The 22647-nt window shown below is 64.8% G+C and carries 23 protein-coding genes; 19 read left to right on the plus strand and 4 right to left on the minus strand.

The genetic code is table 11. The annotated features are described in order from the left end of the window. Positions 1-248 precede the first annotated feature (248 nt). The 3 genes from rplS to JF290_RS11675 all read left to right on the plus strand — a co-directional run bounded on the left by rplS (position 249) and on the right by JF290_RS11675 (position 1860). Entirely contained in the window at positions 249-632 is a 384-nt protein-coding gene (gene rplS / locus JF290_RS11665) for a 50S ribosomal protein L19 (protein WP_199025056.1), read from the plus strand. 11 nt (positions 633-643) lie between these two features. Continuing rightward, on the plus strand, positions 644-865 hold the full coding sequence (rpmE, locus tag JF290_RS11670) for a 50S ribosomal protein L31 (RefSeq protein WP_199025057.1): 222 nt from the start codon (positions 644-646) through the stop codon (positions 863-865). Positions 866-1050: 185 nt separating this feature from the next. Further along, entirely contained in the window at positions 1051-1860 is an 810-nt protein-coding gene (locus JF290_RS11675; RefSeq protein ID WP_199025058.1) for a division plane positioning ATPase MipZ, read from the plus strand. Positions 1861-1957: 97 nt separating this feature from the next. Here JF290_RS11675 and JF290_RS11680 read toward each other — a convergent pair whose 3' ends face one another. Further along, complete coding sequence (locus JF290_RS11680; RefSeq protein ID WP_199025059.1) at positions 1958-2395, minus strand: MarR family winged helix-turn-helix transcriptional regulator; 438 nt, start codon at positions 2393-2395, stop codon at positions 1958-1960. 73 nt (positions 2396-2468) lie between these two features. Here JF290_RS11680 and hmgA point away from each other — a divergent pair, with 73 nt between their 5' ends. From hmgA to JF290_RS11750, 14 genes are all read left to right on the plus strand, one after another. Then, entirely contained in the window at positions 2469-3830 is a 1362-nt protein-coding gene (gene hmgA / locus JF290_RS11685; RefSeq protein WP_199025060.1) for a homogentisate 1,2-dioxygenase, read from the plus strand. A 77-nt stretch (positions 3831-3907) separates the two neighbouring features. Next, positions 3908-5170: a fumarylacetoacetase gene (gene fahA, locus JF290_RS11690; protein ID WP_199025061.1), complete on the plus strand. Its 1263-nt coding sequence runs from the start codon at positions 3908-3910 to the stop codon at positions 5168-5170. An 87-nt stretch (positions 5171-5257) separates the two neighbouring features. Further along, complete coding sequence (locus tag JF290_RS11695) at positions 5258-6208, plus strand: MBL fold metallo-hydrolase (protein WP_199025062.1); 951 nt, start codon at positions 5258-5260, stop codon at positions 6206-6208. After that, the gene (locus tag JF290_RS11700; RefSeq protein ID WP_199025063.1) at positions 6205-6603 is read left to right on the plus strand and encodes a nuclear transport factor 2 family protein; all 399 of its coding nucleotides are present in this window, start codon (positions 6205-6207) and stop codon (positions 6601-6603) included. Before JF290_RS11695 ends, JF290_RS11700 begins: the two co-directional genes overlap by 4 nt. Before the next feature lie 101 nt (positions 6604-6704). Continuing rightward, positions 6705-8324, plus strand: coding sequence for an FAD-dependent oxidoreductase (locus JF290_RS11705; protein ID WP_199025064.1), 1620 nt, complete (start codon positions 6705-6707; stop codon positions 8322-8324). Beyond that, positions 8321-8521 carry a DUF2783 domain-containing protein gene (locus tag JF290_RS11710; protein WP_199025065.1) on the plus strand — a complete coding sequence of 67 codons (201 nt, stop codon included), beginning with the start codon at positions 8321-8323 and terminating at the stop codon, positions 8519-8521. Before JF290_RS11705 ends, JF290_RS11710 begins: the two co-directional genes overlap by 4 nt. After that, positions 8514-9155, plus strand: a complete 642-nt coding sequence (gene maiA / locus JF290_RS11715) for a maleylacetoacetate isomerase (RefSeq protein ID WP_199025066.1) — start codon at positions 8514-8516, stop codon at positions 9153-9155. Before JF290_RS11710 ends, maiA begins: the two co-directional genes overlap by 8 nt. Positions 9156-9268: 113 nt before the next feature. Continuing rightward, a complete protein-coding gene (locus JF290_RS11720; protein ID WP_227361793.1) occupies positions 9269-10216 on the plus strand; it encodes a cyclase family protein in 948 nt (315 codons plus the stop codon). Between the two features lie 125 nt (positions 10217-10341). Beyond that, a complete protein-coding gene (locus JF290_RS11725) occupies positions 10342-11340 on the plus strand; it encodes an AAA family ATPase (protein ID WP_199025068.1) in 999 nt (332 codons plus the stop codon). Positions 11341-11363: 23 nt separating this feature from the next. Further along, positions 11364-12323 (plus strand): DUF58 domain-containing protein, encoded by a 960-nt coding sequence (locus JF290_RS11730; protein WP_199025069.1) that lies wholly within the window; start codon positions 11364-11366, stop codon positions 12321-12323. After that, positions 12320-12799 carry a DUF4381 domain-containing protein gene (locus JF290_RS11735; RefSeq protein ID WP_199025070.1) on the plus strand — a complete coding sequence of 160 codons (480 nt, stop codon included), beginning with the start codon at positions 12320-12322 and terminating at the stop codon, positions 12797-12799. Before JF290_RS11730 ends, JF290_RS11735 begins: the two co-directional genes overlap by 4 nt. Beyond that, on the plus strand, positions 12796-13776 hold the full coding sequence (locus JF290_RS11740) for a VWA domain-containing protein (protein ID WP_199025071.1): 981 nt from the start codon (positions 12796-12798) through the stop codon (positions 13774-13776). Before JF290_RS11735 ends, JF290_RS11740 begins: the two co-directional genes overlap by 4 nt. Further along, positions 13776-15293 carry a VWA domain-containing protein gene (locus JF290_RS11745; RefSeq protein WP_199025072.1) on the plus strand — a complete coding sequence of 506 codons (1518 nt, stop codon included), beginning with the start codon at positions 13776-13778 and terminating at the stop codon, positions 15291-15293. The genes JF290_RS11740 and JF290_RS11745 overlap by 1 nt, the downstream gene beginning before the upstream one ends. Next, positions 15290-16546, plus strand: coding sequence for a BatD family protein (locus JF290_RS11750; protein ID WP_199025073.1), 1257 nt, complete (start codon positions 15290-15292; stop codon positions 16544-16546). The genes JF290_RS11745 and JF290_RS11750 overlap by 4 nt, the downstream gene beginning before the upstream one ends. A gap of 100 nt (positions 16547-16646) precedes the next feature. Here JF290_RS11750 and JF290_RS11755 read toward each other — a convergent pair whose 3' ends face one another. Further along, entirely contained in the window at positions 16647-18266 is a 1620-nt protein-coding gene (locus JF290_RS11755) for an arylsulfatase (RefSeq protein ID WP_199025074.1), read from the minus strand. 276 nt (positions 18267-18542) lie between these two features. On the opposite strand from JF290_RS11755, the gene JF290_RS11760 reads away from it, so the two are divergent. Further along, positions 18543-19175, plus strand: coding sequence for a Crp/Fnr family transcriptional regulator (locus JF290_RS11760; RefSeq protein ID WP_199025075.1), 633 nt, complete (start codon positions 18543-18545; stop codon positions 19173-19175). Positions 19176-19270: 95 nt separating this feature from the next. Beyond that, positions 19271-21220, plus strand: coding sequence for a multiheme c-type cytochrome (locus JF290_RS11765; RefSeq protein WP_199025076.1), 1950 nt, complete (start codon positions 19271-19273; stop codon positions 21218-21220). Here JF290_RS11765 and JF290_RS11770 read toward each other — a convergent pair whose 3' ends face one another. Further along, a complete protein-coding gene (locus tag JF290_RS11770; RefSeq protein ID WP_199025077.1) occupies positions 21221-21802 on the minus strand; it encodes an amino acid synthesis family protein in 582 nt (193 codons plus the stop codon). Continuing rightward, on the minus strand, positions 21795-22646 hold the full coding sequence (locus JF290_RS11775) for a UPF0280 family protein (RefSeq protein ID WP_199025078.1): 852 nt from the start codon (positions 22644-22646) through the stop codon (positions 21795-21797). Before JF290_RS11775 ends, JF290_RS11770 begins: the two co-directional genes overlap by 8 nt. Position 22647: the final 1 nt, after the last annotated feature.

Genomic DNA, 22647 nt, shown 5'->3' on the forward strand with positions numbered 1-22647 from the left:
GATACCGGCGCGGCACTTGCCTATACGCAGCGCAGGTTCGGATTCGCGTCAGCGTCTCCGGTCTTTCGGGTATCGCGATCGGATCACGTCGCATCTTCTTCGATGACGGTGGATCGCGTTTTCCGGGCCAAAGGAATGTCGATCTGAAACTCTGGCGGGCGCAACAAGCGGACCCGGTGAAGACCAAGAGCTCTGAGACCGCGCAAATCTTCGTGGACAGAACCACGAGCAAATCAGGAGTAGATGCGATGGACCTGATCGCACAATTGGAGGCGGAACAGATCGCCGCCCTGGGGAAGGATATCCCCGATTTCAAAGCCGGAGACACCGTGCGTGTCGGTTACAAGGTGACCGAGGGCACGCGCACCCGCGTTCAGAACTATGAAGGCGTCTGCATCAGCCGCAAGAACGGCAGCGGCATCGCCGGTTCGTTCACCGTGCGCAAGATCTCCTTTGGCGAAGGCGTCGAGCGCGTGTTCCCGCTGCACTCGACCAACATCGAAAGCATTACCGTCGTCCGCCGCGGCCGTGTCCGCCGGGCCAAGCTGTATTACCTGCGCTCGCGTCGCGGCAAGTCCGCCCGGATCGCAGAGGATGCAAACTACAAGCCCCTGTCGGGCGCGCAGGCGTAAGGACCGGACCGATGAAAAAAGACACTCATCCCGATTATCACCTCATCGACGTCAAGATGACCGACGGCACCGTGGTGCAGATGAAATCCACCTGGGGCAAGGAAGGCGAAACACTGTCGCTGGACATCGACCCCAGCGTGCACCCGGCCTGGACCGGCGGCACCTCGCGCCTGATGGATACAGGTGGCCGCGTCTCCAAGTTCAAGAAGAAATACGAGGGCCTGGGCTTCTGATCCCAAGGCGTTCGACACGGACAGAGGCCGCCCGCCCGGGCGGCCTTTTTCGTTCTGCCTTCGCCTCGGACGGGCGGGAAATCACGCGCATTTTAACTGTCCACATTTCTTTCATTCTCTCAGGCTAGACCATATAGATCAGCCAACCACGGGCGCGGCAAAGCGGCTGGACGGAGGGAATGGGCATGGCGCATATCATTGTCGTTGGAAACGAAAAAGGCGGGGCCGGCAAGTCGACCGTGTCTATGCACGTGGCGACCGCGTTGTCGCGGATGGGCCACAAGGTCAGCGCGCTCGATCTGGACCTGCGGCAGCGCACCATGGGGCGATACATCGAGAATCGCCGCAATTTCATCGAGAAGACAGGCATCGTGCTGGCTGGTCCGACCGGCCATGAACTGCCCGAGATCGATCCGGATACCTTGCAGCCGGGCGAAAATATCTATGACCGCCGCCTTTCAGCCGCGGTGGCCGAACTGGAACCTGACAGCGATTTCATCGTGATCGACTGCCCGGGCTCCCACACGCGGCTCAGCCAGGTGGCGCATTCGCTGGCCGACACGCTGATCACGCCGCTGAACGACAGTTTTGTGGATTTCGACCTGCTCGCCCGCATCGATGACCGGGCCGAGAAGATCCTCGCGCCGTCGGTCTATTCGGAAATGGTCTGGAATGCCCGCCAACTGCGCGCGCAAGCCGGTCTCAAGCCGATCAACTGGATGGTGATGCGCAACCGGATGGGCACCCAACGCATGGTGAACAAGGAAAAGATGGAACGCGCCATCGACCTGCTCTCCAACCGCATCGGCTTTCACGTCGCGCCCGGCTTCAGCGAACGGGTCATCTTCCGTGAACTGTTTCCTCGCGGCCTGACATTGCTCGATCTCAAGGATATCGGGGTCAAGCAGCTCAACATTTCCAACATCGCGGCGCGTCAGGAACTGCGCGACATGATGAAGGCGCTGAAACTGCCGGGCATCGCGGTCGAGTTCTGAGCCCGCCTGTCCCGGCGGACAGCTTCAGGAACAAGCCGGACCTCGCGTGTCTCGCTTTGTTGCCGGACTCGCTGCGACTGGTTCCGGCGCACCCGGCTCAAGCTCGCTTGGCAAGCCGTCGAAGCATCCGACGCAACGCAACCGCATCCTCCTCCGAGAACGAGGCCAAGAGCTGGGCGTCGTACTCTTGGGCCACCGAGCGCAAGTCGCGGTAAGCGGCTTCGCCCGCAGCCGTCAGAACCAGCTTTTCAGACCGTCGATCCGCCGCATCCCGCGTTCGTTGGAGAAAGCGCTTCTCGGCCAACCTCTGAACCGAACGGCTGATCTTGGTCTTGTGAATGCTGGCGCGGAGACCGATCTCCTTGGCCGTCATCTCGCCATAAATCCCGAGATGAAACAGCACGCGCCAATCGGTTCGCAGCATGCCATAGCGGTCCTTGTATATCTTCTGAAACGCCAGCGAGCTTTCTTCGGCGGCCTGGTTCAGCAGGTAGGGCAGGAAATCCTGCAAATCGAACTCATCATTTTCTACCATTCCATTCCCCTTTTGCGTTGTTAGTTACAGAATCAACTACTACCTGTGCAATCAGCAAACGGAGGACACCGCGATGAATCGCCCGACCGCGCCGGATCACATGGTTCAGGCCGCAACCCCGACCGGCACCACCGAAGGTTACATGCCTGGGTTCGGCAACGATTTCGAAACCGAGGCGCTGCCCGGAGCCCTGCCGCAAGGCATGAACAGCCCGCAGAAGTGCAACTACGGACTATACGGCGAACAGCTCAGCGGCACCGCCTTCACAGCACCGCAGCACCAGAACGAACGCACCTGGTGCTATCGCATTCGTCCGTCGGTGAAACACTCGGCGCGCTACACAAAGATCGACCTGCCCTATTGGAAGTCCGCTCCCAATGTCGACCCGGACATCATCTCGCTCGGCCAGTATCGCTGGGATCCGGTGCCCCACTCGCAAGAGCCGCTGACCTGGCTGACGGGCATGCGCACGATGACAACGGCGGGCGATGTCAACACCCAGGTCGGGATGGCGACCCACGTCTACCTCGTGACCGAGTCGATGCAGGACGCCTATTTCTACTCGGCCGACAGCGAGTTGCTGGTGGTGCCTCAGGACGGCCAGCTTCGGTTCTGCACCGAGCTCGGCATCATCGATCTCGAGCCGAGGGAAATCGCCATCCTCCCGCGCGGCCTGCTCTACCGGGTCGAAGTGGTCGAGGGCCCGTGCCGCGGGTTCGTCTGCGAGAACTATGGTCAGAAATTCGAACTTCCCGGCCGCGGCCCGATCGGCGCCAACTGCATGGCCAACCGGCGCGATTTCAAGACCCCGGTCGCCGCCTTCGAGGACCGCAAGACCCCCAGTACCGTGACGATCAAGTGGTGCGGCCAGTTCCACGAAACCAGCATCGGCCACAGCCCGCTCGACGTGGTCGCCTGGCATGGCAACTACGCCCCGGTGAAATATGATCTGCGCAACTACTGCCCGATCGGCGCCATCCTGTTCGATCACCCCGATCCGTCGATCTTCACCGTGCTGACGGCTCCCAGTGGCGTACCGGGCACCGCGAATATCGATTTCGTCCTGTTCCGCGAACGCTGGATGGTGATGGAAGACACGTTCCGCCCACCCTGGTATCACAAGAACATCATGTCCGAACTGATGGGCAACATCTATGGGCAGTACGATGCGAAACCCCAAGGTTTCGTGCCGGGCGGCATAAGTCTCCACAACATGATGATCCCGCATGGCCCGGACAAGGAGGCATTCGAAAAGGCCTCCAATGCCAATCTCGGCCCCGACAAGCTGGACAACACGATGTCCTTCATGTTCGAGACCCGGTTCCCGCAGCACCTGACGGCCTTCGCCGCCACCGAGGCACCTCTGCAGGACGACTACATCGACTGCTGGGACGATATCGAGAAGAAGTTCGACGGAACGCCAGGCAAGAAATGACAGGCCATTCCCGCGGCAGTGTGGCGGTGCAGACCGCCCACCTGCCCAACGGTCAAGGCCCACCGAAAGGACGAGACGTGACACTCAAACCCAGCTGGGTCGCTTCCGCCAACGCGGCCGACCACCCGTTTCCCCTGAACAATCTCGCGTACGGCGTCTTTTCGCGCGGCGACGACGATCCGCGCTGCGGGGTGGCGATCGGCGACATGATCCTCGACATGCGCGCCGCGGAACAGAACGGAGTGATCGATCTCGGCGATACGGCGCTGTTCGAGTTGCCATTCTGGAACGACCTGATGGAAGAAGGCCCGGCGGTCTGGGCCGCGCTGCGCAACCGCCTGACCGCACTGTTGGCGCAAGATGCGCCCGAGCGCGACCGCGTCGAGCCCCTTCTGGTACCGATGGACGGAAGCGAAATGCACATGCCCTTCATGGTCAGTGAGTTTACCGATTTCTACGCCAGCAAGAACCACGCGACCAATATCGGCACCATGTTCCGCGGCAAGGACAACGCGCTGCCGCCCAACTGGCTGCACATCCCGATCGGTTACAATGGGCGCGCCAGCACTGTCGTGGTCAGCGGCACACCGATCCGCCGCCCGCACGGACAGTCCAAGGCACCCGACGCCGACGCACCCACGTTCGGTCCGTCCCGGCGCCTCGACATCGAACTGGAGATGGGCGCGATCGTCGGCACCGGCTCCGAGATGGGGCATCCGGTGACGGTGGCCGAAGCCGACGCGATGATCTTCGGCTACGTGTTGCTCAACGACTGGTCCGCGCGCGACATCCAGCCCTGGGAATACCAGCCTCTCGGCCCGTTCCAGGCCAAGGCCTTCGCCACGTCGATCAGCCCGTGGATCGTGACCCGCGCCGCGCTGGAACCCTTCCGCACCGATACGCCGCCGCGTGAAAGAGAGCTTCTGCCCTATCTGCAGGAACCCGGCCCGATGCTCTATGACATCGACCTCAGCGTAAGCCTCGCACCCGAGAATGGCAGCGCGACAGTGATCTGCGAAACCAACTACGACCAGATGTACTACTCCGCCGCCCAGCAACTGGCGCACCACGCCTCCTCGGGCTGCGCGATGAGCCCGGGCGACCTGCTTGGATCGGGCACGATCTCGGGACCGGAAAAACACCAGCTCGGCTCCTTGCAGGAACTCACCTGGGGCGGCAAGGAACCGATCCCCCTGGCCGACGGTCAGAGCCGCACCTTCCTGGAGGACGGCGACACCGTGACGCTCTCGGGCGTCGCCCGCGGCGATGGCTTCTGCATCGGGTTCGGCACCTGCACCGGCACCATCCTTCCGGCCCTGCCCGATCCCTTTTCAAGATGATCTTTCTGCTTCATCTTTGCTGAAATACTCCCGCCGGAGGCTCCCGCACACGCCACCGGCGCGCCCAATACAAGGACAGACACAACAATGGCCAAGGCATTTGCGTCCCAGGGGGACATGACCGAAAAGGCAATCACCTTCAGCCAGGTCGGTGAGGGGATCTGGGCGTTCACCGCCGAGGGCGACCCCAATTCCGGCGTGATCATCGGCGACGACAGCGTGATGATCGTGGAAGCACAAGCCACCCCGAGGCTGGCCAACAAGGTGATCGAAAAGGTTCGCGAGGTTACCGACAAGCCGATCAGCCACGTGGTTCTGACCCATTACCACGCGGTTCGTGTCCTGGGCGCCAGCGCGTTCAACGCGGACCAGATCGTGATGTCGGACATGGCCCGCGCCATGGTGGTCGAACGCGGGCAGGAGGATTGGGACAGCGAGTTCCAGCGATTCCCGCGCCTTTTCGAGGGACACGAGAGCATTCCCGGCCTGACCTGGCCCACCACCACCTTCAACGACAGCATGACGATCTACCTCGGCAACCGCCGCATCGACCTGATGCACCTGGGCCGCGCGCATACGGCCGGCGACATCGTGATCCACGTCCCGGACCAGAACGTGATGTTCACCGGCGATATCGTCGAGGACCACTCCGCCTGCTATTGCGGTGACGGCCATTTCTCGGACTGGGGCGACACGCTGGACGCGATCAAATGGTTCGACGTCGATGCGATCGCGCCGGGACGCGGCGACGCGCTTGTCGGTCCCGAACGGGTCAACGAAGCAATCGAGAACACGCGCGATTTCATCGACAGCACCTATCGTCCGGCGGCGCGTGTCGCGGCACGCGGCGGCACGTTGAAGGAGGCCTGGGACGCGGTACGTGCCGAATGCGATCCGAAATTCGCCGACTATGCCATCTACGAGCACTGCCTGCCGTTCAACGTCGCCCGCGCCTATGACGAGGCACGCGGGATCGACACGCCCCGCATCTGGACCGCGCAGCGCGATCTGGAGATGTGGGAGGCACTGCAAGGGTGACGGTTCAGTCCGAAATCGAGGCCGTGTTCGCGGATTGTCTACGCGCATGGAACGGCCGGGATTTCGCCGGTGTCACAACGCTGTTCACCGAACCCGGCGTCCATGTCCTGCCGACGGACGTTTCGTGTCCGCCCGACCATGGCGCGCTTGCCGGACTTTTTGCAAAGGTACCGACGGACCTCGATGCGGACGAGTTCGACCGGACCGAGATCGGGACGCACACAGCGAGTCAATGCAACGATATCATCGCCTTGGTCGATCCGAAGGACGTGGTTCGGCACCGGAAGGACGGCAGGATCATGGAGAGGATTGACGCAGCCTATGTCTGCATCAAGGACAAGGACAGATCGAAGCAGAGAGCTGCGATCGGCTGCTGGCCGGATTGGCGCAACTAAACCGGTACCGCAGAGCCGAAAACATGATCGAAGTCAGATCAATGCGGCGCGCGTGAGGGCAGTATGGACCTGTCGATCTGACTGCGGAATGGAGGAAACCGATGGCCTATGACTACACCCCTTTCCCCTACACGGACCCGCCCGGGCTGACGGAAACCGAGCCGCGCCACGCGGTGGTGATCGTGGGCGCAGGCCCGGTCGGGTTGGCGATGGCGATCGACCTTGCCTTGCGCGGTGTGAAATCGGTGGTTCTGGACGACAACAACGTCGTCTCCATGGGGTCCCGCGCGATTTGCTGGTCCAAGCGCACGATGGAGATCTTCGACCGGCTCGGCGTTGGCGAGCGGATGCTGGCCAAGGGCGTGACCTGGAAAGTCGGGCGAAACTTCCATGGACATCGGGAGGTTTTCAGTTTCGACCTGCTGCCCGAGGACGGCCACAAGTATCCTGCCTTCATCAATCTTCAGCAGTACTACGTCGAGGAATACCTGGTCGAGCGGGCGCGCGACTTCCCTGAATTGATCGACCTGCGTTTCAGGAACAAGGTGGTCGGTCACACCGATCTCGACGGTTGTGTCCAAGTCGAAATCGAAACGCCGTCCGGTTCCTACAAACTCGAAACCGAATACCTGATCGCCTGCGACGGGGCCGGTTCCGCGACGCGGGAAAGAATGGGCCTCGACTTCACGGGCCAGACCTTCCAGGAACAGTTCCTGATCGCCGACATCGAGATGGAGCAGAGCCCCTTCGGCGATGCCGATGTACCGGAGCGCTGGTTCTGGTTCGATCCGCCGTTCCATCCCGGCAAGTCGGCGTTGCTGCACATGCAACCGGACAACATTTATCGCATCGACCTGCAGCTGGACGTGGATGCCGACGGCAAGGCCGAAGCGGCCGAGGACAGGGTGATCCCCCGCATCAAGGCCGTCGTCGGCGACAAGCCGTTCAAGCTCGACTGGGTGAGCGTCTACAAGTTCCGCTGCATCAAGCTCGACCGCTTCGTGCATGGACGGGTGGTCTTCGTCGGTGACAGCGCTCATGTGGTCAGCCCGTTCGGCGCGCGCGGTGGAAATGGCGGCATCCAGGACGTGGACAACCTGGGTTGGAAACTGGCCGCCGTCCTGAACGGCGAGGCCGACGCGCGGCTGATCGAGACCTATCACGAGGAGCGCAGCCACGGGTCGGCTGAGAACATCCTGAACTCGACCCGCTCGACCAATTTCATGACGCCGAAATCCCCGATCGAGGCGCTGTTCCGGGCCGAGGCGCTGAAACTCGCGCAGGACCAGCCGTTTGCGCAGAAACTATTGAACTCGGGCCGCCTGTCGGTACCCTGTTCGCTGGAAGGAATGGCGCTGCAGACGCCGGGTGCGGCACAGATCGCACCGGGCACGGCGCTGGTCGACGCCCCACTGTCGAGCGAGGCGGGAGACACCTGGCTGCTGCGCGAAGTGCAGGGCGAGTTCACCTTGGTCGGGTTCGGCGACGTGGTTCTGCCGGAGGTGGTGGGATTGCGCCGGATCGGCATCAATCATCGCGCCGACTATCCCTGCTTCACCGCGCTCCAGAACCACGCGATCCGTCGCTATGGCGCGGGCAAGGCCTATCTGTTCCGCCCTGACGGCCATGTCTGTGCCGTTTTCGACACCCCGACCGAGGCCGCGGTGCGCGAAGCCATGGCGCGGGCCTGCGGAGCGAAATTGACGGAGGACACGGCATGAGACAGATCGCGGCGGACCGGCTGAGCCCGGCCCAGGACGACTTCTATGACGCGTTGATGCAGGCCCATGCAGGGTTGAGCGAGGCCGAAAGCCATGCGCTGAACGCACGGCTCGTGCTGATGATGGCCAACCGGATCGGCGACGTCGGCGCCTTGCGCGAACTGATCGACACGGCGCGGTCCTATTCCGATGGCTGAGGTCGTCCTGTTCGACTATTGGCGCTCGTCCGCCTCCTATCGGGTGCGGATCGCGCTGAACCTGGCCGGCATCGCCTATCGCGCGGTGTCGGTCGACCTGACCAAGGGCGAGCAACGCGCGGCAGAGCACTTGCAGCGCAATCCGCAGGGGCTCGTCCCGGTGCTCGAGATCGACGGGCTGCGCCTGACGCAATCGCTGGCGATCCTCGACTATCTCGACTGCACGCGCGATATGGGCCTGCTGCCGAGCGATCCGGGCCAGAGGGCGCGCGCGCAGGCGCTGGCCCAGGCTATCGCCATCGATATCCACCCGGTCTGCAACCTGTCGGTCGCGGCCTATGCGGTCGAATTGACCGGCGGGCGCGACGGGGTGCGCGAGGACTGGATGAAACGCTTCATCCGGCCCGGCCTTGTGGCCTTTGATCAGTTGCTGGCGGGGTTCGAACAGGCGCCGTTCTGCTGTGGCGAAGCGCCGGGGCTGGCCGATCTGTGCCTGATGCCGCAACTCTACAACGCCGACCGCTGGGGAGTCGAAACCGGCGATCTGGCCTGTGTGAGCGCGGTCAGAACCGCCTGTGAAGATCACCCGGCCTTTGCCGTCGCGCACCCGGACGCGGTGCGCCCGGAGGGCTGAGCGCCGCCCCCGCGCCGTTCGGATCGCTTAACAGACGAAGAATCTGTGCTACCCTCGCGACCATGCGCCCTGGTTCTTTACAACCGGCGGCGGCAATTTTGGGAGGATCTACTTTGAAACCAAGACATATCGCAGGCCTCGCCTGCGCCATCGGGCTGATCGCGTCCGGCGCGGTCGCGCAAGACTGCAAGGAAAGCAAGTGGGGGGCGGAAGACCAGATCGGCGCGGCCAACCTGGTCACGCCAGAGAACACGCTGGCCGCCGCACAGCTGATCAAGCAGGGCAAGTCGATGCCGCTGGGAATCGTCATCGATTCCGAAACGCCAGCCTTTGCACCAAGGTCGCTGAACCTGCAGGTCGTGCAGCCCAACCAGCAGGGCGGACAGAAGCTGACGCAGTTCGGCTATCCCGGCAACTACAACGACGACATCCTGCAGACCTGGGTCGGGATCGGCAGCCAGATCGACGGGCTGGGTCACCTGGGCGAGAACGGGTACTACTACAACTGCAGCGACGAGAAGGAAATCTCGCAGATCACCGGGCTGACCAAGCTGGGCGTGCACGACATTCCGCCGCTGGTCGGACGCGGTGTGATCCTCGACATGGCCAAGCACGCAGGCAAGGATTTCCTGGCCGCCGGGGACCATTTCGGCGAGGCCGAGATCAAGGCCGCCGCCGAGGCCCAGGGGGTGGAGCTGCGCAAGGGCGACATCGTGCTGTTTCACACCGGGTGGACCGAGAACATGCTGGAAAGCGACCCGACCGCCTGGGTCTCGGGCGAGCCGGGAATCAACGTCGAGGGCACGCGCTACCTTGCCTCGCTGGACGTGATGGCAGTGGGCGCCGACACTTGGGGCATCGAGCCGATTCCGCCGGCGCCTGGGGACGGGGCCTATTACGGTCACGTTGTGCTGCTCAAGGAGAACGGGATCTATATCCTCGAAACGATGAACACCGGGCCGGTCCTGCGCGAGGGCGTGAACGAGTTCATGTTCGTGCTGGGACAGGCGCGGATTCGCGGCACGGTGCAGATGATCATCAACCCGGTGGCGCTGTATTGAACGCCGGGCCGTCGCGGTCTTGCGCGGCGGCCAACCGCTCCTTCAGATCGGTTCAAACCTCCGGTTGCCTCGCGCCGAACAGGCGTTAGATTGACGTTGTATGGCCACGAGAAGGGGAGCCGCCGATGTCCGCGCATGACGAAATTCTTGATCTGAAAGCGCGCATGTCGCAGTCGATCATCGGACAGACAGACGTGATCGACCGTCTTGTGATCGGGTTGCTCGCGAACGGCAACCTCTTGGTCGAAGGTCTGCCCGGTTTGGCCAAGACCCGGGCGATCAAGGCGATGGCCAAAAATCTCGACGCCAGGTTCAGCCGCATCCAGTTCACGCCCGACCTGCTGCCGTCGGACGTGACCGGCACCGAGGTCTACCACCAATCGGGCGGCGAGGCCGAGTTCCGCTTCGATCCCGGGCCGATCTTCGCCAACATCGTGCTGGCGGACGAGATCAACCGCGCCCCCGCCAAGGTGCAAGCGGCGCTGCTCGAGGCGATGGAGGAGCGTCAGGTCACTGTGGCTGGCACCACGCACAAGATGGAGCCGCTCTTCATCGTGATGGCGACGCAGAACCCGATCGAACAGGAAGGCACCTATCCGCTGCCCGAGGCGCAGATGGACCGGTTCCTGATGCATGTGAACATCACCTATCCGCCGGTCGAGGACGAGGTCGAGGTGATCCGCTTGGTGCGTGGCGAGGAGATCGCGGCGCAGGCGGCGCAGGCCGAGGACGGCACAGCCCCCGCGAAGGAAAAACCCGAAGCGATCCCGCAGCGGGCGGTGTTCGAGGCACGTGCCGAGATCGGTCAGGTGCACGTGTCGGATGCGATGGACCGCTACATGGCGGATCTCGTGCAGGCCACCCGCACCCCCGCCGCCCTGAGCGACGAACTGGCGCGCTGGATCGCCGTCGGGGCCAGTCCCCGCGCCTCGCTGGCGCTGGACAAATGCAGTCGCGCACATGCGTGGATGGCGGGGCGCGATTACGTCGATCCGCAGGACGTACGCGCCATCGCGCCCGACGTCTTCCGCCACCGCATCGCGCTGAGTTTCGAGGCACAGGGCGAAGGCAAGTTGAACGACGACGTGACCGCCACCATCGTCGAGCTGGTGGCGCTGCCCTGACTCCTGGGAGAGGTGAGCGAGACATGGCCGATCCGGCGCCCCTGAGTCCCGATCCGCGCGTCCACGTGGACCTGCCCCGCCTGCTGGGTCTCGGCGGTCAGGCGCGCGCGCTGAGCCTGCTGCCGCGTCAGCCGGCACGGTCGGTGCTGAACGGGCGCCACGCCTCCAAGATACGCGGACGCGGGCTCAACTTCGAGGAACTGCGCGACTACCAGACCGGCGACGACATCCGCAGCATCGATTGGAAAGTCACCGCGCGTACCGGCACGCCGCATGTGCGTGTCTACACCGAGGAGCGGGATCGCCCCACCCTCCTGGTGGTCGATCAGCGGATGTCGATGTTCTTCGGCAGCCAAGTCTACATGAAATCCGTGATCGCCGCCGAGGCTGCCGCGATTGCCGCGCATCGCCTGCTGGCGCAGGGCGACCGCGTCGGCGGGCTGGTCTTCGGCGACGACATGATCGCCGAGCATCGCCCGGTCCGCTCGCCTGCTGCATTGCACCGGCTGCTGGCCTCGATCGCCGCGGCCAACGAACGGCTGCATGCCGAGGCGGAAGCCGAAGCCGAAGCGCCCGAGAGCAGCAGCCTGAACCGGGTGCTGCAATCGACCGCGCGGATCGCCAAGACGAACTATCTGGTGCTGGTGTTTTCCGATTTCGACACCGCTGACGCCGATACCGAGCGGCTGATCCGCACGCTCGCCGCCGCCAACGACCTGCTGCTGTTCAGCGTGAGCGACCCGCTGTCGCGCGGCCTGCCTGACCGCTTCCGGCTGACCGCTTCCGATGGTCGCCTGCAGGCCGAGGTCGATACCGGCCGCGACGCGACCGCCCGCGCCCGGATCGACGCGGCGATGCAGGACCGCACCAAGGCGGTGGAGGCCTGGGCCCGAAAATACGGCGCACCGTTCCTTGACCTGTCGACGGATGCACCGGCGCTTGACCAATTGCTTCGGCTGTTCGGCCATCCGGGGGGGCGATGATGGAGGAAGACCTCTCCGGATTGACGCTGCTCGAACTGCTCGACCTTCTGGAGCCGCCGCCAGACCCGGCACCCGTGTCGATGCTGCCGCAGACTGTTGGGTGGATCTGGCTGGGACTTGGCTTGCTGGTCCTGCTGGTGCTGGCGGTACGCCGGTTCATGCGCCACCGGCGCGAGACGGCCTATCGTCGGGCCGCGCTGAAGGCGCTGGACGCGGCTGGCAATGACCCGGCGCAGATCGCGCAGGTGCTGCGCCGCGCCGCGCTCGCCGCGTTTCCCAGGCGGCAGGTCGCGGCTTTGACCGGGGCGGACTGGCTGGCCTTTCTGGACCGCACGATGGGCGGCAACGGCTTTGCCGATGGTCCCGGCCGCAGCTTGGTCGAGGCGCCCTATCGAGACACACCACCCGATCCGGACCTGCCCCCTCTCGCAAGGCGTTGGATCCGTCACCATCGCGCCGGGGAGGCCGAGGCATGATCACGCTCGGGCTGCCCTGGATACTTCTACTGCTGCCGCTGCCCTGGTTGGTCTGGCGTTTCGCGCCACCGCACAGAGAGCAGGTTGCGGCTACGCGAGTGCCATTCTTCCGCAGGATCACCGAGGCCGCCGGGGTGGAGCCACGCCCCGGGGCGAGCATTCTGCCGCGAGGGCGATTGCAGATGTTGGGAGCGATCTGCGTATGGACGCTGATCGTCGTTGCGCTGGCGCGCCCGGAACGACTGGGGGAACCGGTGGTGATCGAAAAATCGGCGAGGGACATCGTATTGGCGCTGGATATCTCGGGGTCGATGGATGCCCGCGATTTCACCCGACCCGACGGCAGTGCGCAGCAACGGCTTGCGGCGGTCAAGGACGTGCTGAAGCAGTTCATCGCGGCCCGCGACGGCGACCGTATGGCACTGATCGTCTTCGGCACCAAGGCGTTCGTTCAGGCCCCCTTCACCGACGATCTGCAGAGCCTCGACGGATTTCTCGATCAAACCGTTGCCGGCATGGCGGGCCCGAACACCGCGATCGGCGACGCTATCGGCCTTGCGGTGCGAACCTTCGAGGCCAGCGAGGTCGAGGAGCGCTTGCTGATCCTGCTGAGCGACGGCGCTGACAACAGCAGCCGCATGACACCCGTCAACGCCGCTGCCATCGCCGCGGACCGTGGCGTGGTGATCCAGACCATCGGCGTCGGCGATCCGGACGCGACCGGAGAGGACCGGGTCGATCTGGACGCACTGGAGGACATCGCGCAGCGCACCGGCGGGGCGTTCTTTTATGCCGACAACGAGGAGGCGCTGAACGACGCCTATGACCGGATCGACGCTATGGCACCGCGCAAGGTCGAGCAGACCAGCTTTCGCCCCACCCGCGACCTGAGCTGGATCGCCGCGGGCGCGGCACTGCTGATCGGGCTGGCGACGGTGGCGGCGCTTCACCTGATGGCACGGCGCGGGGCGGCATGATGGAAACTCTGCAAGCTTTCCACTTTCTGCGTCCGATCTGGCTTCTTGGTCTGATCGGTATCGCGCTGCTCTGGTACCTGGTACGCCCGCACCGCGCCCTGGCCGCGGCAGACAGCGACCACATCGCGCCGCATCTCGCCGCCGCCTTGCGGGTGGGCGGTGAGGGGCGTCGGCGGTTCTACCCGATCGACGGGGTCGCGCTGGGTCTGATGCTGCTGACATTGGCCGCCGCCGGGCCGACCTGGAGCCGTATGCCTAACCCGCTGGTGGCGGAGACCGCGCCGCTGGTGGTGGCGATGAAGGTCACCGAGTCGATGGAGTCGCCGGACCTGGCTCCCAGCCGGATGGAGCGCGCCCGCTTCAAGGTGATGGATCTGGTCGCCGCCCGCGCCGGCGCGCGCACGGCGCTGGTGGCCTATGCGGGCAGCACCCATCGCGTGTCGCCTCTGACCGAGGACCCCAACATCCTGCGTCCGCTTCTGGAGGGGCTGAGCCCAGCGATCATGCCCGAACCCGGCGCCAATGCCACGGCCGCCCTGGAACTCGCCAGCGGAATCATCTCGGAAGCCGAGAGCGACGGGGCCGTGCTGTTCGTGCTGGACGATCTGGACCCCACCGATGTTGCCGCATTCAATGCTCTGACCGACCTGCCCGTGGTCTTCCTGCTGGCCTTGCCCGAGGGACAGAGCGTCGCGCAGCTTGACGGGATCGACGGCGCGACGGTGGTGCACATGACCGCAGATGACAGCGACATCACCCAGGTCGAACGCCGCTTGCGGTCCGCCCACCGCGCGGCGTTGCTGGCGGACGAGCGGCTGGCCTGGGAGGATCGCGGTCCCTGGTTCATCTGGCCCGCGGCGCTTCTGGCGCTGCTTTGGTTCCGACGCGGCTGGACGATGCGCTGGGGTCTCGCGGCGATCCTGCTGCTTTCGCTTCAAGTACCGGGTACGGCGCGGGCCGATGGCTGGCGCGACTGGTTCCTGACGCCGGATCAGCAGGGCTGGATCGCCTATCAGCGCAAGGAGTTCGACAAGGCCGCAGACGTGTTTGCGGACCCGATGTGGAGGGGGCAGGCGATGATGCGAGCGGGGCGCTACGAAGAGGCCGCGGATCTCTTCAACCGGCTCGACACCCCCGAGGCGGCCTTTGCCGAGGGTATGGCGCGGCTCCGCAACCGCGAGTACCGCCCCGGGGCGCGCGCCTATGAAAAGGCGCTCGAGCGACGTCCGGGTTGGGATGCGGCGGAGCGCAACCGCGACATCGCCTGGGCGATCGTCACCTATGTCGAGGAAACGCAGGAAGCTTCCGACACGGGCGAAGACACGGGCATCGGCGCGGATGAGATCGTATTCGACAACGAATCCGGCCGGGGCGCAGAAACCGAGATCGACGCCGAGCCGGAAGAACAGGCAAAGCCGATGACAGCAGACCAGTGGATCGACAGCATCGACACCAACATGGGGGACTTCCTGCGCAGCCGTTTCCTGCTGGACAGCGCAGCGGGGGACGATTCATGATGCGCTCGTCTGTCGCTACAGTTCTGGTGATGATCTGGGCGGCGGGCAGCGCCGCTCTGGCGCAGGAGCCGCAGGTCACCTTCGAGCTGGAGTCCGATATCGCGATCGTCGGCCAGCCGCTGCGACTGCGGATCGAGGTGCTTGTGCCGACCTGGATGCCCAAGCCGGCGGTGTTCCCGACCATCGAGGTGCCCTCTCTGTTGGTGCGCTTGCCGGAACGCGGCGCGGGGCCGATCAGCAGCAGGATCGACGGCGAGACCTGGTCGGGCGTGCAGCGGAGCTATCGGCTGTATCCGTTGGCGGCGGGCGAGTTCGAACTGCCCGCCGGCGACATCGTCGTGACCTATGCCGATCCGGACACGACCGAACCGGTGGAGTTCCGCACACCGCTGCCGGATATCCGCTTTGCCGCGGGCGTTCCGTCGGCGGCGGTTGGGCTTGATCCGCCGATCATCGCGCAGGGATTTACGCTTGAACAGAGCATAGACGGCGAAACCGCGCTGGAGGCCGGCGATGCGATCACCCGGACGATAACCGCCCGCATCGACGGCACGACCCCGGTCCTGATCCCGGCATTGACGCCCGAGATGGCCGGGACGGCGCTGCGTGGCTATGGCAAGGAGCCGGTGGTCAGCGAGACCGAGGACGGCGGGGTGCTGTCGGGCAGCCGCGTCGAGACCACCACCTATGTCGGCCAGCAGGATGGCAGCGCGACCCTGCCCGGCCTGACGCTCGATTGGTTCAACCTTGCGACCGGCAAGATCGAGACCGTCACGCTGCCCGAAACCACCGTGTCGGTGACCGGAACGGCGGTTTCGGCAAACCCGCCGAGCCCGCGCGAGATCGCCCGCTGGGTCGGGGCGGGCCTGTTGGCCGCGCTGGGTCTGTGGCTGGCTTGGAGATATGTCCGCCCGCCGCTGGTGCAGGCACTGGCCGACGCGCGGGCGCGCTACGAGGCGTCCGAACGGGCAGCCTATCAACGGCTGGCCCGGGCGCTGAAGGCGCGGGACCTGTCGGGCAGCCTTGCGGCGGCCGAACTCTGGGCGCGGTTCTACCCCGACACACCCGACGCGGCGGCACCGGTGCAGCAGGCGCTGACCGGTATCGGGGCTGCACGCTTTGGCAATGAGCGGTCGAACAACGCGAATTCCGCATGGCTCGAGGCCGAACGCGCGGCGCACACAACGCGCAGCGCCCTGCGCCGACGCTCTGCCGCTTCGTCGCTGCAGGACCTGCCCCCTCTCAACCCGTGAAGCACGGCGCCGTTGCCGCGTCGCCATGCGATCCGCTCACCACCGCACAACGAAAAACCGCGCCCGGCAGGGCGCGGTTCGCTGTCGGTGCAACGTTGGATCAGGGTGTGCCCGGCGGGTTGCTGAGCTTCTCCATGACCTTGTCGAGACTGAAGCTCGCCGCTTCCTGACGCGGCGGGTATTCTTGGAACGTTTCTAGGAATTGCGCCACATATTGCTGGGCCGGGACCAGCATATAGGCGCGGTCGAGCATCCAATCGTAGTAGGTATTGGAGGTCCTGTAAGCGCGCTCATACGGATCACGACGCAGGTTGAAGATCAGCGGCGTCCGCAGAGGTGTCAGCGGCTCGATCCAGGCCCGGAAGGTCGCCCAGGCTTTCTGCTCGAGGAAGGTGATCTTCCAGTCGCGATAGCGCAGCGCCGCGAGGTCGCCGTCATCGGTGAAATAGAAGATCTCGTTGCGCGGGCTTTCAGTCGTCTCGCCGGTCAGCATCGGCAGGATGTTGTACCCATCCAGGTGCACGCGATAGTCGCGCCCGCCACCGACTTCGGCCACGGTGATACCTTCGAGCAGGTCTTCCTTGACGGTTTCATTGCCCGCCGCAGCCAGGAACGTCGGCAGCCAGTCCATGTGATGGACGATCTCGTTCGACACAGAGTCTTCCGGAATCTTGCCGGGCCAGCGGACCATTGCCGGAACGCGCCACGCACCTTCCCACTGGGTGTTCTTCTCGCCCCAGAACGGAGTCATCGCGGCATCAGGCCAAGTGTTCATGTGCGGGCCGTTATCGGTCGAATAAAACACGATGGTGTTGTCTGCGATGCCCAATTCGTCGAGCGTGTCGAGGAACATGCCAATGTGCATGTCGTGCTCGATCATGCCGGCCGAGTACTCATCGACGTTGCGGCCGGCGATCTCGTTGGCGCGCTGGCGCATCTCGTCCTTCACGTGGGTGCGGAAGTGCATCCGGGTGCCCGACCACCAGACGAACCAAGGGGTCCCGGCCTCTTCCTGGCGTTTGATGAAGTCGATGGCAGCCGCCGCGGTTTCTTCGTCCACGGTTTCCATCCGCTTCTTGGTCAGCGGGCCGGTGTCTTCGATTTCGCCATCGGCGGACGATCTGATCACGCCGCGCGGTCCGAACTTGTCACGGAAGGTTTCGCCATCGGGCATCACCATGTCACCGGGATAGTCTTCGTTTTCCGGCTCTTCCTCGGCGTTGAGGTGATAGAGGTTGCCAAAGAACTCGTCGAAGCCGTGGTTCGTCGGCAGATGTTCGTCGCGGTCGCCCAGGTGGTTCTTGCCGAACTGGCCGGTGGCATAGCCTTGCGCCTTGAGCAGGCCCGCAATGGTCGGGTCTTCGATCTGCATGCCTTCTTCGGCGCCGGGCAGGCCGACCTTGGACAGACCGGTGCGGAACACCGACTGACCCATGATGAACGACGAACGCCCCGCGGTGCAGGACTGTTCGCCGTAGTAGTCGGTGAACATCATGCCCTCTTCGGCGATCCGGTCGATATTGGGCGTGCGGTAGCCCATCAGACCATTCGTGTAGGCCGAAATGTTGGACTGGCCGACATCGTCACCCCAGATCACCAGGATGTTCGGTTTTTCGTCCTGCGCCCAGGCGGGGGCGGCCAGGGCCACGGCGCAGGCCGCCACGGCTATCTTTTTCAAAGGCCGCAGCCAAGGGGCGGCGGCAGTTCGGGTCGTCGTCATCTAGTGGAACTCCCTATTCATTCCTTGTTCATGCCCCCATAGTCGCACAAGGGCAGTTCGACGGGCGCGCGCGGCGCTGATCCGCAAGGGATTCACCACGGTTCAAACGGCCGACTCGCATGTTAGAGCTTGCACGTATTCGGTCCACGGCACCACCCTTAGGTTGTGGCACAGTCGCGGATCGCGTAATCTGATCATATGAACCAATTTGCGACCACACCGGAAAAAAAATCTTTTCTTCCCAATGGGACAGGTGTTTTCTCGCGCACGGGTTGGATGGCGGGACTGAAGGAGTCCACGCGTGTCGAACTGCTCGAACTGGGCCGACAGAAAGCCTTCCTGCCGGGCGAAACACTCTACCGGATCGGCGATCCGCCCGACGGACTCCACGGGTTGATCGACGGCCGGGTCAGCCTGTCGGTTCCCAATGATTCGGGCAGTGTTTTCGACTGCCACATCGGAACCGCAGGTTTCTGGGTGGGAGATATGGCGCTTTTCTCCAAAGGCAACAGGCTGATCACCGTGACCGCGATCACCGAAGTGCGCACCTGGTTCCTGCCGCAGGCGGCCCTGCTGAAGGCAATCCAGGCCCGGCCGGATCTGGTGGCAGATTTCTATGCCTTGGCGCATTACAGCATGTCGATCGCGCTGCGCCTTCTGGCCAACCTCGCGATTCCCGATGCGGCACCGCGGGTCGCCGCCTGGTTGCTGTTCGTCGATGAATCCGCTGCCGAGCCCGGACAGTGGATCGAGGCCTCGCAGGAGCAGGTCGGCAGGATGAACGCACTTTCGCTGCCGACGGCGCGCCGGGTGCTGAAGCGCATGACCGATCAGGGGCTGGTCGAACTGGGTTATGGGCGTTTGCGGGTTCTGGACCGCGCCCGACTGAGCGATTTCTGTGCAAGCTGAGCGGCCCGCAAGCGAATCCGTCGGCAGGGCTTGTCAGCCCGCGTCACCCGAAGGATAACGGGAGGCACACGACCGGCCGCGGGAGGGCCTTCGCCATGCGCGCCACTTCGATCATCCTTGCAATCGCTCTATTCTGCCTGCCCCTCTCCGGTGCCTTGGCGCAGCAGGACGACCGCGAGACACCCGCCTATGTCGGCAGCGAATCCTGTGCCGGCTGCCACAAGGGCGAGACCGAGGCCTGGATGGGCTCGCATCACCAGCTGGCCTGGACACCGCCGGATGCGGATCACGTTTTGGGCGATTTCAACGACACCAGCTTTACCCTGAACGGTGTGACGACGCGGTTCACCACGCGGGACGGGCAGTTCTTCATCCAGAGCGACGGACCGGACGGCGAGATCACGACCTGGCCGGTGGCCGGCGTCGCGGGCATCGCGCCACTGCAGCAATACCTGATCGAAACCGAGCCGGGAAAGGTGCAGTCCTTCGACGTGGTCTGGGACGTCGAGCAGCGACGCTGGTATCACCTCTATCCCGACCAGAGTCTGATGGCCGATGACAGCTTTCACTGGACCGGGCCATACAAGAACTGGAACGCGCGGTGTGCGGAATGCCACGCGACCGGGTTCGAGAAGGCCTATGATCCGGCCAGCGAGAGCTATTCCAGTACCCAGGCCGAGATCGGGGTCGGATGCGAGTCCTGCCACGGGCCGGGCGAAGCACATCGCGATTGGGCGCTGGCCAACGGCACCTATGATCCCGACCGTTGGGCGGGGCTGAGCGACAGCGCGTTGACGATGGATTTCACCGCCGGGGCCGAGGCGCAGATCCAGCAATGCGCCGGCTGCCATTCCCGCCGCGAGGCGTTTCTGGACGGCAACCCGCTGCCAGGCACGCCCTATCACGACGCCTATCGGCTTTCGCCGCTGCGCCCCGGGCTCTACCATCCCGACGGACAGATCCTAGACGAGGTCTATGTCTATGGTTCGTTCCTGCAATCGAGGATGTATGCGGAAGGAGTCGCCTGCACCGATTGCCACGATCCGCACACGGCGCAGCGGATCGCCGAGGACAACACGCTCTGCACGCAATGCCACTCGCCCGCCGGAAACGAGCGTTTCCCGACCCTGAAGCTGGCCGAGTACGACGATCCCTCGCATCATTTCCACCCGACCGGCAGCGAGGGCGCGCAATGCAAGACCTGCCACATGATCGAGCGCGACTACATGGGGATCGACGGGCGGCGCGATCATTCCTTCCGGGTGCCCCGCCCCGATCTCACGGTCGAGACCCGCGCACCGAATGCCTGTACGGATTGCCATGCCGACCAGACCGCGAAATGGGCCGCCGATCGGGTGGCCGAGTGGTACCCTGAAGGCCGCCACACGCAGCCGCATTTCGGCCAGGTGATGGCGGCGGGGCGGATAGACACGGTCGGGCAGATCGAAGGCCTGCTGGGAATTGCCCTGCATGACGGTCTGCCCGCCATCGTGCGCGCCAGCGCGATGGACCTGCTGGCGCCGGTCAGTTCGCCCGCCATCGCGGCCGAAACCGAACCGGCCCTGTCGGATCCCGATCCGCAGGTGCGGGTCGCCGCCGTGGCCTTGCAGCGCGGTGCGCCGCAGACCGACCTGGCGCAGCGCCTGGTTCCGCTGTTGAGCGATCCCGTCCGCGCCGTGCGGATCGCGACGGCACGCGAATTTCTCGCCCTGCGGATCGCCCATATGCCGGCGGACACCACCGCGGCCTTGAACTCGGCGATGACCGAATGGCAGCGATCGATCCGCAACAAGATGGATTTCCCCGAGATGCAGATGGTCATGGGCGGGATCGGCTTGACCACGCGCAACATGATGGCCGCCCTGTCGGCCTTCGGCGAGGCGGTCGATATGGATCCGCAGATGATCGAAGCCTGGACGATGATCGTGCGCATCCATGCCGCGCTCGGCAATCGTGACGCTGCACTGGCGGCGTTGGACGAGGCGATCGCGGCGAACCCGGACGAGGTCTCTCTGTCGTTGATGCGAGCCGATCTGGCCGAGTGATCAGCGCAGCCCGTCGGTGCCAGTGACATCCTCGGCCGCGAGCCCGCCCATGCGGTGATGGATTCGCGGCCCGCGCGCCATCGCCAGCGCGAAGAGCAGTTCGTCCGCGCGCGGCCCGTCCGGTACGCCGACCTCCATGCCATCGAAGTGGCTGCGCACATAGGCCGCGTTGATATGGCCGAGCGGTATGTCGATCCGCGTGCCGACACCGCCCATCTTCATGGAAGACGGCACGATCGCCTTGGCCTCGCCCAGCCGGGCGCGCATCGCGTAGCCGCCGGGAACATGCCACAACGCCGTGTGCTCAAGCTCTCCCGCCTCGCCGACCAGCCCCGCCTTGCCGTAGCCGTCGATGCCCTCGCATCCGCCCATCGCCTCGATCAGGCGGTCGGTCATCATCAGGCCCAGCGGCTTCAGATCCTCCATCGCCGACTGCAGATCGGTCGCATGGCTGCCTGCGAAGGGGTTCTTGACCAGCGCCAGGATGGCGGCACGCCGACGCGGCAGCTCTGGCGGCGGGCCGCCGTCGTGGTGGATGTCCTCGACAAGGATCATGGTCTTGCGCAGGGGAAAGTCAGGCATCGATCGGTTCCTTCTGAGAGAGGGCGGTGAACGGCGCGGCACCAAGACTGCGGGTCTTCCCGGCAAGGCCGAGGAAGGCGGCCTCGATCAAGCCGCGCGCCATGCACCGTCTTGCCGCATGTATGCCGTGACGCAGCGCCTCGTCGACCTCGCCCTGGGTCAGGCGCCCGACCGAAACCGTCACCGGCCGCGCGCCGAGGTCACTGTCGTCGAACAGCTCAACGGCGGGGATGCGGCGGATCGCGGGATGGCCCGGCAGATCGACCGCATTGGCGATCAGCGTGGCCGCGACATCGGCCGCGGCGGCGTTGCGCGCGAGGACCGTGACGCTGTCGGCGATGCCCAGCGACTGGCTGCGCCCACGCCACCCCGAGGTGGCGATGCCGCGCACCGGGCTCTCGGCCGGAATGGTGATGCGCGCGCCGTCGATACCGGCGATCGCAGCCACCAAACGGGTGCCGGGCGCGAGTTGGAAGGCGATGTCGCCACCGTTGTTCACATGCACCCGATCGAGCCCGTCACCATCGCAGATCGCCTGCAGGATAGCATCCGCGACAGCGCCCGCGACCGCCGCCATCGGGGTGACGAAGGCTGGACTGTGCGCGACCGCCGCGCGCTGCATGGCGCGGGCAACCGGGCCATGCAGCGCGCGGCCCTCCGCCACCGGGCTGCGCAGGAGAGGCAGCTCATCGGCCAGTTCGGCGAGGATCGTGCGGAACCGCGCGACGCCCCTGCGCAGCCCGGCCTCCCGCTCGGACCCTTCGACCTGCACGATCAGGTCGATCGGGCCGTGATGCATGTGCAGCCGCCGGCGATCCGGCAGGAGAGAGACCTGCGGGTCCATC

Origin of the sequence: Sedimentitalea arenosa (assembly GCF_016428585.1) — a bacterium.
Classification (GTDB): domain Bacteria; phylum Pseudomonadota; class Alphaproteobacteria; order Rhodobacterales; family Rhodobacteraceae; genus Sedimentitalea; species Sedimentitalea arenosa.

Excerpts from the sequence above, each read along its gene's own strand:
- JF290_RS11730 (WP_199025069.1), top strand. The coding sequence starts at position 11,364 with ATGGCCGATCCGGCGCCCCTGAGTCCCGATCCGCGCGTCCACGTGGAC.
- JF290_RS11760 (WP_199025075.1), top strand. The coding sequence starts at position 18,543 with ATGGCGGGACTGAAGGAGTCCACGCGTGTCGAACTGCTCGAACTGGGC.
- JF290_RS11710 (WP_199025065.1), top strand. The coding sequence starts at position 8,321 with ATGAGACAGATCGCGGCGGACCGGCTGAGCCCGGCCCAGGACGACTTC.
- rpmE (WP_199025057.1), top strand. The coding sequence starts at position 644 with ATGAAAAAAGACACTCATCCCGATTATCACCTCATCGACGTCAAGATG.
- JF290_RS11775 (WP_199025078.1), bottom strand. The coding sequence starts at position 22,646 with ATGGACCCGCAGGTCTCTCTCCTGCCGGATCGCCGGCGGCTGCACATG.
- JF290_RS11755 (WP_199025074.1), bottom strand. The coding sequence starts at position 18,266 with ATGACGACGACCCGAACTGCCGCCGCCCCTTGGCTGCGGCCTTTGAAA.
- JF290_RS11765 (WP_199025076.1), top strand. The coding sequence starts at position 19,271 with ATGCGCGCCACTTCGATCATCCTTGCAATCGCTCTATTCTGCCTGCCC.
- JF290_RS11770 (WP_199025077.1), bottom strand. The coding sequence starts at position 21,802 with ATGCCTGACTTTCCCCTGCGCAAGACCATGATCCTTGTCGAGGACATC.
- JF290_RS11675 (WP_199025058.1), top strand. The coding sequence starts at position 1,051 with ATGGCGCATATCATTGTCGTTGGAAACGAAAAAGGCGGGGCCGGCAAG.
- hmgA (WP_199025060.1), top strand. The coding sequence starts at position 2,469 with ATGAATCGCCCGACCGCGCCGGATCACATGGTTCAGGCCGCAACCCCG.
- JF290_RS11745 (WP_199025072.1), top strand. The coding sequence starts at position 13,776 with ATGGAAACTCTGCAAGCTTTCCACTTTCTGCGTCCGATCTGGCTTCTT.
- JF290_RS11680 (WP_199025059.1), bottom strand. The coding sequence starts at position 2,395 with ATGGTAGAAAATGATGAGTTCGATTTGCAGGATTTCCTGCCCTACCTG.
- JF290_RS11695 (WP_199025062.1), top strand. The coding sequence starts at position 5,258 with ATGGCCAAGGCATTTGCGTCCCAGGGGGACATGACCGAAAAGGCAATC.
- JF290_RS11740 (WP_199025071.1), top strand. The coding sequence starts at position 12,796 with ATGATCACGCTCGGGCTGCCCTGGATACTTCTACTGCTGCCGCTGCCC.
- maiA (WP_199025066.1), top strand. The coding sequence starts at position 8,514 with ATGGCTGAGGTCGTCCTGTTCGACTATTGGCGCTCGTCCGCCTCCTAT.
- JF290_RS11750 (WP_199025073.1), top strand. The coding sequence starts at position 15,290 with ATGATGCGCTCGTCTGTCGCTACAGTTCTGGTGATGATCTGGGCGGCG.
- JF290_RS11705 (WP_199025064.1), top strand. The coding sequence starts at position 6,705 with ATGGCCTATGACTACACCCCTTTCCCCTACACGGACCCGCCCGGGCTG.
- JF290_RS11725 (WP_199025068.1), top strand. The coding sequence starts at position 10,342 with ATGTCCGCGCATGACGAAATTCTTGATCTGAAAGCGCGCATGTCGCAG.
- JF290_RS11735 (WP_199025070.1), top strand. The coding sequence starts at position 12,320 with ATGATGGAGGAAGACCTCTCCGGATTGACGCTGCTCGAACTGCTCGAC.
- rplS (WP_199025056.1), top strand. The coding sequence starts at position 249 with ATGGACCTGATCGCACAATTGGAGGCGGAACAGATCGCCGCCCTGGGG.